This window comes from Hellea balneolensis DSM 19091 (assembly GCF_000428525.1).
GTDB classification, from domain to species: domain Bacteria; phylum Pseudomonadota; class Alphaproteobacteria; order Caulobacterales; family Maricaulaceae; genus Hellea; species Hellea balneolensis.
This window is the reverse complement of record NZ_AUAC01000004.1, coordinates 118,450-132,834: the sequence shown is the minus strand read 5'-3', so window position 1 is coordinate 132,834 and position 14,385 is coordinate 118,450. Positions and strand designations below refer to the sequence as shown.

Here is a 14,385-nt window from a genome sequence, read left to right as displayed (position 1 = left end):
CCCTTTTAGTTTATAGCCGCTGCGCCAATATGGGCTGCGATAGGTTATAAACGTGTTGATATGGAGGCCGGTAGCTCAGCTGGTTAGAGCGCGCCCCTGATAAGGGCGAGGTCGGAAGTTCAAGTCTTCTTCGGCCTACCAGCTGCTTCTTTTGCGAAGCAAAGAAAGCAGCAACCTGCGACAGCGAATGACGTAGTCAATCGCGTGCAGGCCACTTGCAAAACATTCCCGCGAATTTGCTGCGCAAATATCGCTACAAATGTTCCGCAAGCTCCGCAAATTTTGCTTTGCAAAATATTGCTCTGGGGGCTTTAGCTCAGTTGGTAGAGCATCTGCTTTGCAAGCAGAGGGTCAGCGGTTCGAATCCGCTAAGCTCCACCATTTTCAACACCAATTACAAGTTTCTTTCGATAATTCGTTATCGATTGGATATTTGAAATCGTATATGGAGGGTTCATCCGCCCAGTTCGTTACGCATTCGACATCGAATGCACATAAATGTAATGACTAATTTTCCAAGGATGGACTTTAATAGTAAAGATATCGTCTGGCTGTTTATGGTAGTAAATATATATGTCTCTTTTATAGCGTATTATTCACTGCGCATGAACGCCAAACAATGAAATTGAGGTTAAGCATACCAAACTTCTGGTCGGTATGTTTGACCATCTCAAGAATCTGAAGAATCAAGCGTTACAAGGGTTTCTAGTGAATGCCTTGGCGCACAGAGGCGACGAAAGACGTGATACGCTGCGATAAGCTCGGACGAGGTGCGAATAACCTTTGACTCCGAGATTTCTGAATGGGGAAACCCACCTTTACAGACCCTGATATTTTAATCTCTTTCGAGGTTTTAGTATCAAGGTTTGTGTTAGGTATTTTTACCTGAATATATAGGGTAAAAAAGCAAACCCGGGGAACTGAAACATCTCAGTACCCGGAGGAAAGGACATCAACCGAGACTCCGTTAGTAGTGGCGAGCGAACGCGGATCAGGCCAGTGGCTATATAAATACAATCAGAATAAGTTGGAAAGCTTAACCATAGTGGGTGACAGTCCCGTATGAGTAATGATTTATATAGCCCTCGAGTAGGGCGGGACACGTGAAATCCTGTCTGAACATGGGGGGACCACCCTCCAAGCCTAAGTACTCCTGTGCGACCGATAGTGAACAAGTACCGTGAGGGAAAGGTGAAAAGCACCCCGACGAGGGGAGTGAAACAGTTCCTGAAACTGGAAATCTACAAGCTGTCGAAGCCTCCTTGCGGGGCGACGGCGTACCTTTTGTATAATGGGTCAGCGACTTAGTCTTACTAGCAAGCTTAAGCCGATAGGTGTAGGCGCAGGGAAACCGAGTGTTAATAGCGCGACTGAGTTAGTAGGATTAGACCCGAAACCAGATGATCTAGCTATGAGCAGGTTGAAGGTGCAGTAACATGCACTGGAGGACCGAACCCACTTATGTTGAAAAATGAGGGGATGACTTGTTGCTAGGGGTGAAAGGCCAATCAAATCTGGAGATAGCTGGTTCTCCGCGAAATCTATTTAGGTAGAGCGTCAGATGAATACCCTCGGGGGTAGAGCACTGGATGGGCTAGGGGGACTCACCGTCTTACCAAACCTAACCAAACTCCGAATACCGAGGAGTACTATCTGGCAGACACACTGCGGGTGCTAAGGTCCGTAGTGGAAAGGGAAACAGCCCTGACCGTCGTCTAAGGTCCCTAAGTAATGGCTAAGTGGTAAAGAATGTGAGAGTGCTTAAACAACCAGGAGGTTGGCTTAGAAGCAGCCATCCTTTAAAGATAGCGTAACAGCTCACTGGTCAAGCGCTCCCGCGTCGAAAATGTACCGGGGCTTAAGCCATTCACCGAAGACACGGGCGCACTTTGTGCGCGGTAGCGGAGCGTTCCGTAAGCCTGTGAAGGGATCCTGTGAGGGATCCTGGAGGTATCGGAAGTGAGAATGCTGACATGAGTAACGATAAAAGGGGTGAGAGACCCCTTCGCCGAAAGATCAAGGTTTCCTGCGCAATGCTAATCAGCGCAGGGTTAGCCGGCCCCTAAGGCAAGGCCGAAAGGCGTAGTCGATGGGAACCAGGTTAATATTCCTGGGCCAGTGGGTAGTGACGGATGTCGTATATCGTATCCCCTTATTGGATTGAGGGTGCGGTGAAGACGTTCCAGGAAATAGCTCCCACATGAGACCGTACCCCAAACCGACACAGGTGATCAGGTAGAGCATACCAAGGCGCTTGAGAGAACTATGCTGAAGGAACTCGGCAAATTACCTCCGTAAGTTCGCGAGAAGGAGGCCCTGTATGAACGCAAGTTTTTATAGGGGGCACAGACCAGGGGGTGGCGACTGTTTATTAAAAACATAGGGCTCTGCGAAGTCGCAAGACGACGTATAGGGTCTGACGCCTGCCCGGTGCTTGAAGGTTAAATGGAGTGGTGCAAGCCGCGAAATGAAGCCCAAGTAAACGGCGGCCGTAACTATAACGGTCCTAAGGTAGCGAAATTCCTTGTCGGGTAAGTTCCGACCTGCACGAATGGCGTAACGACTTCCCCGCTGTCTCCAGCATAGACTCAGTGAAATTGAATTCCTCGTGAAGATGCGAGGTACCCGCGGCTAGACGGAAAGACCCCATGCACCTTTACTACAGCTTCACAGTGGCATTTGTAATGATATGTGTAGGATAGGCGGGAGACTTTGAACCGTGGGCGCCAGCTCGCGGGGAGTTACCCTTGAAATACCGCCCTTGTCCTTATGGATGTCTAACCGCGGACCGTTATCCGGTTCCGGGACCCTGTGTGGTGGGTAGTTTGACTGGGGCGGTCGCCTCCCAAAGAGTAACGGAGGCGCGCGAAGGTTGGCTCAGACCGGTCGGAAATCGGTCGTTGAGTGCAATGGCATAAGCCAGCCTGACTGCGAGACTGACAAGTCGAGCAGAGACGAAAGTCGGTCATAGTGATCCGGTGGTCCCGAGTGGAAGGGCCATCGCTCAACGGATAAAAGGTACGCTGGGGATAACAGGCTGATGACGCCCAAGAGTCCATATCGACGGCGTTGTTTGGCACCTCGATGTCGGCTCATCGCATCCTGGGGCTGGAGAAGGTCCCAAGGGTATGGCTGTTCGCCATTTAAAGCGGTACGTGAGCTGGGTTTAGAACGTCGTGAGACAGTTCGGTCCCTATCTACCGTGGGAGTAGGAGTTTTGAGAGGATCTGCCCTTAGTACGAGAGGACCGGGGTGGACATTCCTCTGGTGGAGCTGTTGTAACGCCAGTTGCATTGCAGCGTAGCTATGAATGGACAGGATAACCGCTGAAAGCATCTAAGCGGGAAACCCCCCTCAATACTAGAACTCCCCTGAGAGTCGTTGTAGACCACAACGTTGATAGGCTGGGTGTGGAAGTATGGCAACATATGGAGCTTACCAGTACTAATAACTCGATTGGCTTGATTCATTTCAGGTTTCTTAGAGATTTTCATAACACGGTGTTCGTGCGCAGCGATTAATTCGCTCGAAGAACAAATTAAATAAACACACCAGACGATATCTTTACTATTACAGTTATTCGCATTACCGAAAAACATAATGCCTCAAAAAACAAACACCCTTAGTTTATTTTTTGAGACTGTGTTGTGCGAAACACTGAGCCTAACAGTTTTATCTTCGATAAAATGTTAGGTTGAACGCTTTTCCTTACGGAAAGAGCGTCCTTATTGCTTGCATTAACCGGGTGGTTATTGCGAGAGGTCCCCACCCGATCCCATTCCGAACTCGGTCGTTAAGCCTCTCAGCGCCGATGGTACTTTGTCTTAAGGCACGGGAGAGTAGGTCGCCGCCCGGTTTATCCAAGCAATATTAATACCCTCCACATAAACAAAATTAAGCCCCGCTCAGAGAAATCTGGCGGGGCTTTTTTGTGTTTGGAATATACCACCCAGCCTGGCGAAGGCGGGGACCCAGTTTCTACTTTATCCACAGTTGGCCTTGCAATTATTTTCATCATCTCCTAACCATACCTTTATGCAGTGAGTAATTATACCGCTGTTGCCATCGGCATTACCGCTTATGGCTCATCCGTAGCGAACATATGTTTTCTACACTTAAGGAGAACTACGATGCAAAGTGCGTCTACAAAAACGCTTGGCCTGCGTAAAAGTGCTAAAACCTCAATTAAAATTCCAGTAAACTCTTTCCGAAGCCAACCGCTTCCAGAAATGAATGGTGCAAAACTAGGAAGTGCATTTGTCAGGGTAACTGATATCCCTATTGATTTGGAAAATTTTCTTGAAGTAAATCCCCGAAACCCAAGAAGAGATGAAAAAAACGCTCTTACTGGAAATGTAGTTAAAGGGATTTTCGAAACTCTTTACGAAAACCCAAGAGACATGGCCATTAAAAATCAAGGCATCTATTTGCTTGTTGAGGATGTCAAAACTTACAAGCAAGCGGGTTCACAAGAGTATATGGAGCTTGTTCTGTCAGATTCTCAGGTTCACGGTATCGTCAACGGAGGACACACTTATGCAGCTATTATAGACGCTGTAGAAACGGCAGATGCAGAGAAAGTTAAGTCGTTGAGGGATGCCTATGTCCGAGTTCATGTAATGAGTCAGATTGAACAAGACAAAGTTGTTGAAATGGCGGAGGGCCTTAATCGCAGTAAGCAAGTTGATGATCCGTCTCTGGCTGAATTGATTGGAGAGTTTGAAGAAATAAAGAAAATTATGGTCGGCGAACCAGGGGCGGAGGCAATTTTCTACAAACAGGGCGGAGATGGTGAGTTTTATATCTCTCAAGTCTTATGCCTACTTGAAATGTTTAATCTTAAACGCTTCCCCGAAAATAAGTTTCCTACATCTCTCTATAACAGTCGGAAATATGGGCTAACGTATTTTTCGGAGGATGCAAAAAAAGAAAAAAAGTTAGTCATTCTCTTAATCTCCAAGTTGCCTGAGATATTACGATTACATGATGAGGTAAAAAAAGGTATCTTAGCAACATCTGCTGGGAAGGCAGTGTCTGTTAAGCGAAAAAATATAAAACTTCATTTCATAAACGAAAAAACAGAGTATCTCGTACCTAATGGCTGGGCGTATCCAATAATTTCTGCTTTTAGGGCAAATGTGCACCTTGATGTCGAAGCTGGAATATTTGAATGGAAAGTTCCCCTAGAAACTTTACTTCCTAAATCTATAGAACGTTTAGTGGATACTTGTTCCTTGGAAAAAGGGGCTCCTGATAAAGTTGGGAAATCCCCATTAGTCTATAAGTCTTGTTTTCAAGATTTAGAGAAAATTGTTTCTAAGTTTTTATAATTGTCAGGAGAAACATACACCTTTTACGGAAGGTGGATGTTAACTGAGGCATGTAGTTAATTCGCGCATAAAAGAACGCGCTAAGGCTGCGCGTTTTTTCTGCACGTTGTTCACAAAAAAGCCCGCTTGTGAGCGGGCTGTTTTTGAAACTGGTTGCGGGGGTAGGATTTGAACCTACGACCTTCAGGTTATGAGCCTGACGAGCTACCGGGCTGCTCCACCCCGCGCGCGTCATATATGTGTCATAGCCGCAGATATCAAGCGGTAACTGCGGAAAAAGAGCTATAAAAATCAGGCGCCTCTACCTTATAGGCGGCATTCATCTTTGGTGCTTGTCAGCCGCGTAATTGCCGCTCATAAACTCAGCCTTATGGAGAGCCAACTTACCGATAGTTTTGGGCGGGAGATAACTTATCTTCGCCTGTCAGTGACGGACCGATGTGATCTGCGCTGCACTTATTGCATGGCCGAGAATATGACTTTTCTGCCGCGCAAGGATTTATTGACTCTAGAAGAACTTGATAGTCTTTGCGGGTCTTTTATCGCGCGCGGGATCAGAAAAATCCGCCTAACTGGGGGCGAGCCTTTGGTGCGGAGAGGTCTCATGGAGTTTATTAAAAATCTATCCCGCCACCGTGAAAGCGGAGCGCTTGATGAAATTACGCTTACGACAAATGGGACGCAACTTTCAAAATTTGCTAAAGACCTCAAAGCGAATGGTCTGGAGCGCATAAATGTCTCTCTCGATAGCCGCAACCCTGACACCTTCTTAAAGCTTACGCGCCGCGCAGCGCTTGATAATGTTATGCGGGGCATTGATGCGGCTCAGCAGGCTGGTCTGAAAGTTAAGATTAATACGGTTGCGCTGAAAGGCACAAATGATGCTGAGATTCCAGATCTGATGATATGGGCGCATGAGCGCGGCATGGATATGACCTTAATTGAGGTCATGCCTTTAGGCGAGATTGATGAAGATCGCGTTGACCAATATATCCCGCTCACGGCAATCCGTGATCAGTTGAAAGAACGTTTTACACTGATAGACACGCCGCTAAAAACAGGCGGACCTGCGCGTTATGTCAAAGTGGCCGAGACAGGCGGAATTTTGGGGCTGATTACGCCGCTGACAAATAATTTTTGCGCGGGCTGCAATCGCGTACGCGTGACATGCACAGGGCAGATCTATACCTGTCTTGGGCATGGCGGCAAGCTAGATTTGCGTGAGGCAATTCGGGGGGCAAATCCGCAAGAGGATTTATCGGCACTGCTTAATTTGGCCATGCATCAAAAGCCGGAAAAACATAATTTCGATATTTCCGATCGCGGCGCGGCACCAGCGGTCGCGCGGCACATGTCTGTGACGGGAGGTTAAGGCGTGCATCAAGACAGATATAAGCTTGTAATAGTCGGGGCGGGTTTTGCAGGCTTGGGTCTTGCATATAAATTGAAGCAATCAGGTATTGAGGATTTTATTATTCTGGAAAAAGCTGACGGGGTTGGCGGTACTTGGCGGCACAACACCTATCCGGGCGCGGAATGCGATATTGCCTCCTCTCTTTATTCATACAGCTTCGCCCCAAACCCAGGTTGGGATTTTAAATGGTCAAAGCAGCCACAGATACTAAGCTATATTGAAAGCTTTGCTCGAGATAATGATATTCTCCGCCATGTTAAATTCGGCCAAGCTGTAAAAAGGGCTGACTATACGGATGGTCGTTGGATAATAAAAACCCAAGACGGAGAGGTCTATAACTGCCAATTTTTTGTCAGCGCCATAGGACAGCTCCATCACCCTTCTGTCCCAGATTTCGATGGTAAGGCTGATTATAAGGGGCCGAGTTTCCACTCTGCGCAATGGGACCATTCTGTTGATCTGAGCGGTCAAAATGTTGCCGTCATTGGCGTAGGGGCCAGCGCCGCACAGCTTATCCCTGAAGTCGCTAAAATCGCCAAGCATTTGACGGTATATCAACGTAGTCCAAATTGGATCATCAATAAGCATGACCGCCCATATTCCCGTTTTGAAAAATGGCTTGCGAAGAAAGTGCCGGTCATAGCCAAGCTTTATCGTGGCGGGCTTTGGTGTCAGGGCGAATATTTCATTTGGCCCGTTATCAAGGGAGCGAAATTGCGCGGCGCATTGGTGAGAGGATTAAATGCGCTTGAGATAAAAGCCCATGTCAAAGACGCTGAGAAACGCACAAAATTAAAACCTGATTACCCTGTTGGGGCCAAACGTATTTTATTATCTGATACATATTACAAAGCGATTGGCCGCGATAATGTAACCCTTGAAACAGACGGCATTGCCCGCATTCAGAAAGCTGGCATTCAAACCAAGACCAGCAAAGTTCATCCACATGATGTCATCATTTATGCGACTGGGTTTCATACAAATCCTTTCTTAAAAGAGATCGCTGTTACGGGCGAGGCAGGAACTGAGTTGCGGGAGCATTGGAATGAGGGGGCATTTGCTTATTTAGGCGTAACAACGTCCGGCTTCCCGAACATGTTTATGCTTTATGGGCCCAATACTAATACGGGACACACATCCATCATTTATAAATTGGAAGCGCAATTTGAGCATATATTAAAACTTATTGCTAAGGCGGGCGAAGGGATGGTCTCTGTGAGTAAGTCCGCCGAAGATGCTTATAACACAGAAGCGCAGGAGAAATTGTCCAAGCTCGCATGGGCAAAAATTGAGGCGAGTTGGTATAAGGACGGGGCCCGCGTGACTAATAATTGGCATGGGGGATCAGTTGAGTTTAAGCGCCGCTTGGAAAGCCCCATTTATGAGCATTTCACCTTCAGCCATCCTATATCTGATAAAACCGCTGCAGAGTAGAATGACCCCTAAATTAGGCAGAATTTTGCGCCGAGCTTCTGTATAAGGGCTGTAAAAATAAGGACGACATCATGAAACAGATTGGTCATTTCATCGACGGACAACTGGTAGCCGGCACATCAGGCCGCACAAAAGACATCTTCAATCCCAATACGGGCGATGTTCAGGCTCAGGTTAATATGGCGACGCCGGCTGAGTTGGATGCTGCCGTGAAATCTGCCGCCGAGGCACAAATCGCTTGGATGAAAACCAATCCCCAAAAACGCTCTCGCGTCATGTTTGCTTACAAACAGCTTGTCGAAGCGCATATGGATGAACTCGCCGCGATGCTTTCCTCTGAACACGGCAAAGTCCTCGCCGATAGCCGCGGTGATGTTATTCGCGGCATTGATGTGATCGAATTTGCCTGCGGTGTTCCGCATGGCCAAAAAGGTGAGCATACTTACGGCGCCGGGCCAGAGATTGACGTTTATTCAATGCGCAAGCCGCTCGGCGTTGTCGCGGGAATTACGCCTTTTAATTTCCCCGCCATGATCCCGATGTGGATGTTCGGTATGGCGATTGCGACGGGTAATGCCTGTATCCTTAAGCCGTCAGAAAAAGACCCTTCTGTGCCGATGAAACTGGCCGAATTATTTGTCGAGGCGGGCGGCCCTGTCGGCCTGTTGCAATGTATCAATGGCGATAAAGAAATTGTGGATGCGATTTGCGATCATCCCACGATTAAAGCGGTCAGCTTTGTCGGCTCATCCGATATCGCGCAATATGTCTATGCCCGCGCCACAGCGAATGGCAAACGCGCGCAATGTATGGGCGGGGCGAAAAATCACGGTATCATCATGCCCGATGCCAATATGGATCAAGCGGTGAAAGATATTCTCGGCGCAGCTTATGGCTCGGCGGGGGAACGCTGTATGGCGCTGCCCGTTGTTGTGCCTGTGGGCGAGGGGACGGCAGAACGGTTCTTAGAGAAAATGCTGCCCGCGATTGAGGCCATGAAAGTCGGCGTGTCCGAAGACCCCGAAGCCGATTATGGCCCCGTGGTCACGGGCGTGCACCGCGACTCTATTAAAGCCCAAGTCACTAAGGCAGTCGATGAGGGTGCAACGCTGCTCGTCGATGGGCGGGACTTTAGTTTGCAAGGCTATGAAGACGGCTTTTTCATCGGGCCAAGCCTGCTCGATAATGTGACGTCCGATATGGAAACCTATCAAGACGAAATTTTTGGCCCTGTTTTGCAGATTGTTCGTGCGGAGACATTTGAAGATGCTTTACGCTTACCCTCTGAACATCAATACGGGAACGGCGTTGCCATCTTCACCCAAAATGGCCGCGCTGCCAGAGAGTTTGCTGACCGCGTCGAAGTCGGCATGGTTGGCATCAACGTCCCCATCCCTGTGCCGGTGGCCTATCACAGCTTTGGCGGTTGGAAACGCTCCGCCTTTGGTGATGCGAACCAATATGGCATGGAAGGCTTGCGGTTTTATACAAAGGTAAAAACAGTCACACAAAGATGGCCCGAAGGCGAGACGGATGACAGCGCCTTTATCATTCCGACGTTTTAGGGAGCAGTTATGATTGCCGTAAGACGTCTGTTCATCATATTATGCCTCTGCACAGGCATTGGATGTTATCATGCCAGTATAGAAGCTTCTGAGCCGACAATTTATTCAAAAATGCTGACGCCATCCCCTCTTGGTAAAGACAGCATTCTTGGTGTCTGCTCAGGTGAAAATACTGACTCTGGAAAAATCAATAGGTTCTACAAGAATACTTATTGGGATGAATTTATTGAACGCGACTTAGTCATGGTTGAAATATCGAAGAGAACAGTTTCAACTGTGCTCGGAATTACAAATGCAAATGAAGATGATCTTATCGAAAAGGCCAAGCATCATGATTATAGCGATAAGTTACGACAAAAAGCTGCCTGTAAAAATGCACCAGAATTTATTCTCATCGGGAAAGACACAGGTGTAAAGGCGCGTTGGTATAATGATTTTACTCAAGAAGACTTATTCAGCCGAATAGACGCAATGCCGATGCGGCGATATGAGATGCGGAATAAAAGGACAAATAATTAAACCGTGTTTTCTTGTTCACATTCCAAACTCCCCACTCATCGCTCACCCCGACGCATGTCGGGGACCAAGCTGAGGTGACGACATGTACGAACTCACATTTTGGACATATATAATCACCAATGCTTATAAAGGCACGCTTTATACAGGTCATACTGACGATATCGGAACGCGTATGGAGCAACATATTACGGGGGCCTTTGAAAGTTTTTCAAAACGCTATAAGTTAAAGCACCTTATTTGGTATCAAGAATTTGAAACCAGAGATGAAGCTTTCAAAAAAGAGCGTCAAATTAAGGAATGGAAACGTCAATGGAAGTTAAATTTAATTGAGGATATGAATCCTCTTTGGGTTGATATTCACAGCTCTCCTATGTGGCCTTTGCCTGGTATGGGAATGCATCCAGAGCTATACAAAAGATGCCTCGAACATTGCTTGGATCCCGACCTGCGTCGGGATGAGCGAAGATATTTTGATTAGGAATAAAGCTAAATGGACTTCCAACTCACAGAAGAACAAACGCTCATTCAGGATATGGCGAAGAATTTCGCGGCCACAGAACTCGCGCCGGATAGCGCCAAATGGGATGAGGAGAAGTTTCTGGATCGTAGCGTTTTTGCCAAAGCGGCAGAGCTTGGGTTTATGGGCATGTATAGCTCTGAAGACTATGGCGGTACGGCGCTTTCGCGGCTCGATAGCGCCCTAGTCTTTGAACAACTCGCGGCGGGGGATGTGTCCCATACGGCGATGATGACCATTCATAATATGGCGACATGGATGGTGGATCGTTATGGCGATGATATTGTCCGCGCGAAATATGTGCCGCTCTTAACGGCGGGCGAATTAATTGCCAGCTATTGCTTGACCGAACCGGGGGCAGGCTCTGATGCGGCGTCGTTGACAACCAAGGCTAAGCGGGATGGGGATGACTATATCCTCAACGGCACTAAGACATTTATCTCGGGCGCAGGGTGGTCGGATATATATGTTGTTATGGCGCGCACGTCGGATGATGGCGCAAAGGGCGTGTCGACTTTTGTGGTGGAGAAAGGCACGCCAGGGCTTAGCTTTGGCGCGAATGAAAAAAAGATGGGTTGGAACGCACAGCCTACAGCTCAAGTCATAATGGAAGATTGCCGCATCCCTGCCGAAAACCGCGTCGGGGCTGAAGGGGACGGCTTTAAATTCGCGATGAGCGGACTTGATGGCGGGCGCATTAATATTGGGGCGTGTAGCCTCGGCGGGGCGCAGAAAGCCCTCGACGCGTCATTACAATATACGAAAGACCGCAAACAATTTGGCAAAGCTATTTCTGAGTTTCAAAACACCCAATTCATGCTCGCCGATATGGCAACGGAGCTAGAAGCCTCACGCATGATGATTTACCGCGCAGCCGATATGCTGGATAAAAAACTACCTAATGCGGGTGCAGCCTGCGCGATGGCCAAACGGTTCTGCACCGATATGTGCAGCAAAATCGCCAATGACGCGCTACAGCTTCATGGTGGTTATGGTTATCTTTCGGAATATGAAATCGAGCAGATTGTGAGAGATTTACGGGTGCATCAGATATTAGAAGGCACCAACCAGATTATGCGCATGATTGTGTCTCGGAGCCTGTTGAGACAGTAATGAGTTTTAAGCCCTCTAGAAACGAAATGTTAGTCGGCATTATTGTGCTGAATGTTATCCTCTTCGTGATGAATGACTCCGTTCTTGATAACCCGAAGCAAGATTATCTGCGGTCAGGAAAATCAGCACAAGAAATGTTGAATAATTCCAATATGTCTATCACCAGACTACCAAATGCCAATGACGTGTCTCTTGATGAACTCCTGAATTTCGACAGTGATTGCTTAGTTGAATTAAAGTTGGGAACGGGGCCTGCGCGTGAGGGTTGCGAAACAAGTCCTAATCCCTTGGCATTCACAGCCGAGATTACAGAAGGGGTGGTTTCGCTCTGTTATGAAGCTGAAATGGAAAAGCGTAGATTGGATATTCAAATCAGTGATATGAGGGTAAGAAGCGCACTCACGCCGGACGAAATAAAAAAGGCAATGTCAGAAAAGACAAAAATAATGGATGATATAAATCAGGCTTGCGAAATGGACAGCTTACGGCAATCTCTGACAGGTTTTCAGATTTCAGATGATAGATAGTGTATTATGACCCAAGAAATTAAATCCCGGATTATTGGCAATCTCGGTCATATCACACTGAACCGGCCCAAGGCGCTTAATGCGCTCACCTATGCCATGTGCGAAGAAATCACCCGCCTTCTCGTGGCGTGGGAAAAAGACCCTAATATTGGCGCTGTCCTGATTGACGGTGAGGGTGAACGCGCTTTTTGTGCGGGCGGGGATGTTATCTTGCTTCATGATAGCGGCAAGGCAGGCGATAGCCGTGCTGAAGAATTTTGGCGGATTGAATATGCGCTTAACGAGCTTATTCACCGTTATTCCAAACCTTACATTACGCTGATTGATGGGTTCGTTATGGGCGGCGGCGTTGGGCTTTCTGTTCATGGGCGTTTGCGCGTGGCGGGCAACGCGACTGTCTTCGCTATGCCAGAGACAGGAATAGGGTATTTCCCCGATGTTGGCGGCACTTATTTCCTTCCGCGTTTGGGTATGGATATGGGCCAATGGCTTGGCCTGACAGGGGCACGGCTTGATGCGGGGCAAAGCTGTCACGTCGGCGTGGCCAATGCCTTTGTGCCAAGCGAAAGGCATGGTGACCTTATTAAAGCTTTGGGCAGAGCTAAGCTTGATGGTTCTGATGCGGCTGTCGCAAATGTCATGATTGATTTCGTGCAAACCCCGCCCGTAAGTGAACTTATTCCTGGCGCCGTAAAGGCTTTTGGCGAAAAAACAGTCCCAGCTATATTGCGCGCCCTAGATGAAGACGGAAGCGAATGGGCGGCCAAACAAGCTAACAATATTCGCCGTAAATCTCCTCTCGCTATGTGCGTGACATTCGAAGCCCTACGGCGCGGGGCCAAACTGAATTTTAAAGAGGTCATGACGCAAGAGCTGGATATTTCGCTAAACTTTCTAAAGACGCAAGATTTCTATGAAGGCATTCGTGCGCAATTGATTGATAAAGACCGCAACCCGAAATGGTCACATGAGACCGTAAATGATGCCACTGAACCGCAAGTACAAAGGTTGTTTAGAAAAACGGCTAAACCCCCGCAGGAGTTTTTGTCATGACCACAATCGCCTTTATCGGTCTGGGCAATATGGGCATTGGCATGGCGAGCAATCTTGCTAAGTCCGGGCATGACGTTCGGGCTTTGGATATTTCCGAAGAAGCCGTTGTTCGCGCAGTCACAGCAGGTTGTGTGGCGGCAAGACATATACAGGACGCAGTTGAAAAAGCCGATGTTGTAATTACGATGCTTCCCGCAGGAGCGCATGTGAAAATGGTTTATGGCGGCGAAGATGGCGTCTTTGCACATGCCCAAAAAGGCACATTGATGATAGATTGTTCGACCATTGATGTGGCCTCTGCACGTGAAGTGATTGGGTCGGCTACGCATAAAGATTTTGAGATGATTGACGCCCCCGTCTCTGGCGGGGTTGGAGGCGCGGCAGCGGGAACGCTCACCTTTATGTGCGGCGGAACGGCAGAGGCCTATGGCCGCGCCAAGCCATTCCTGGATATTATGGGGAAAAATGTGTTCCATGCCGGCGATGCAGGTAACGGGCAGGTGGCTAAAATCTGCAATAATATGCTGCTCGGCATTCACATGATCGGGACCTGTGAGGCATTTAACCTCGCGGAAAAACTCGGCCTGGACGCGCAAACATTTTACGATATTTCCTCAACCGCCAGTGGTCAAAACTGGTCCATGACAAGTTACTGTCCCGCGCCGGGCCCTGTGGAGTCAGCGCCGTCCAACCGCGATTATCAGCCCGGCTTTACAGCCGCGATGATGCTCAAAGACTTACGGCTTGCTCAAGATGCGGCGACTTCGGCCCGCGCAGCTACGCCGCTCGGGACGCAATCCGAAGCGCTATATGCCTTGATGGAAGCTGCGGAAAAAGATGGGCTCGATTTTTCAGGAATTATGAAACTGATTAACGGGTCACTTTAATTGCGCTAATGTCGCATTTTGGGCAT

At 48.2% G+C, this 14,385-nt stretch carries 10 protein-coding genes, 3 tRNA genes and 2 rRNA genes; 14 read left to right on the top strand and 1 reads right to left on the bottom strand.

The window, feature by feature from the left end:
- Positions 1-64: 64 nt before the first annotated feature.
- The 5 genes from F569_RS0111170 (at position 65) to F569_RS0111145 (ending at position 5,330) form a co-directional block, all read left to right on the top strand.
- A tRNA-Ile gene (locus tag F569_RS0111170) sits at positions 65-141 on the top strand.
- A 164-nt stretch (positions 142-305) separates the two neighbouring features.
- A tRNA-Ala gene (locus tag F569_RS0111165) sits at positions 306-381 on the top strand.
- 303 nt (positions 382-684) lie between these two features.
- Positions 685-3,469, top strand: a 23S ribosomal RNA gene (locus F569_RS0111160).
- A gap of 272 nt (positions 3,470-3,741) precedes the next feature.
- Positions 3,742-3,856 (top strand): 5S ribosomal RNA (rrf, locus tag F569_RS0111155).
- Positions 3,857-4,130: 274 nt separating this feature from the next.
- Positions 4,131-5,330 carry an AIPR family protein gene (locus F569_RS0111145; RefSeq protein ID WP_026942273.1) on the top strand — a complete coding sequence of 400 codons (1,200 nt, stop codon included), beginning with the start codon at positions 4,131-4,133 and terminating at the stop codon, positions 5,328-5,330.
- 150 nt (positions 5,331-5,480) lie between these two features.
- Here the strand turns inward: F569_RS0111145 and F569_RS0111140 are convergent.
- Positions 5,481-5,557: transfer RNA gene (locus F569_RS0111140), tRNA-Met, on the bottom strand.
- A 143-nt stretch (positions 5,558-5,700) separates the two neighbouring features.
- Here F569_RS0111140 and moaA point away from each other — a divergent pair.
- From moaA to mmsB, 9 genes are all read left to right on the top strand, one after another.
- Positions 5,701-6,702, top strand: a complete 1,002-nt coding sequence (moaA, locus tag F569_RS0111135) for a GTP 3',8-cyclase MoaA (protein ID WP_026942272.1) — start codon at positions 5,701-5,703, stop codon at positions 6,700-6,702.
- 3 nt (positions 6,703-6,705) lie between these two features.
- Complete coding sequence (locus tag F569_RS0111130) at positions 6,706-8,178, top strand: flavin-containing monooxygenase (RefSeq protein WP_026942271.1); 1,473 nt, start codon at positions 6,706-6,708, stop codon at positions 8,176-8,178.
- A gap of 71 nt (positions 8,179-8,249) precedes the next feature.
- Positions 8,250-9,743 carry a CoA-acylating methylmalonate-semialdehyde dehydrogenase gene (locus F569_RS0111125; protein ID WP_026942270.1) on the top strand — a complete coding sequence of 498 codons (1,494 nt, stop codon included), beginning with the start codon at positions 8,250-8,252 and terminating at the stop codon, positions 9,741-9,743.
- A 9-nt stretch (positions 9,744-9,752) separates the two neighbouring features.
- The gene (locus tag F569_RS0111120; RefSeq protein WP_026942269.1) at positions 9,753-10,262 is read left to right on the top strand and encodes a DUF4174 domain-containing protein; all 510 of its coding nucleotides are present in this window, start codon (positions 9,753-9,755) and stop codon (positions 10,260-10,262) included.
- 82 nt (positions 10,263-10,344) lie between these two features.
- On the top strand, positions 10,345-10,740 hold the full coding sequence (locus F569_RS17675; protein ID WP_051279812.1) for a GIY-YIG nuclease family protein: 396 nt from the start codon (positions 10,345-10,347) through the stop codon (positions 10,738-10,740).
- A gap of 12 nt (positions 10,741-10,752) precedes the next feature.
- Positions 10,753-11,892, top strand: coding sequence for an acyl-CoA dehydrogenase family protein (locus F569_RS0111110; RefSeq protein WP_026942268.1), 1,140 nt, complete (start codon positions 10,753-10,755; stop codon positions 11,890-11,892).
- Entirely contained in the window at positions 11,892-12,419 is a 528-nt protein-coding gene (locus tag F569_RS0111105; RefSeq protein ID WP_026942267.1) for a hypothetical protein, read from the top strand. The genes F569_RS0111110 and F569_RS0111105 overlap by 1 nt, the downstream gene beginning before the upstream one ends.
- Positions 12,420-12,425: 6 nt before the next feature.
- A complete protein-coding gene (locus tag F569_RS0111100; RefSeq protein ID WP_026942266.1) occupies positions 12,426-13,472 on the top strand; it encodes an enoyl-CoA hydratase/isomerase family protein in 1,047 nt (348 codons plus the stop codon).
- Positions 13,469-14,359: a 3-hydroxyisobutyrate dehydrogenase gene (mmsB, locus tag F569_RS0111095; protein WP_026942265.1), complete on the top strand. Its 891-nt coding sequence runs from the start codon at positions 13,469-13,471 to the stop codon at positions 14,357-14,359. Before F569_RS0111100 ends, mmsB begins: the two co-directional genes overlap by 4 nt.
- Positions 14,360-14,385 lie beyond the last annotated feature (26 nt).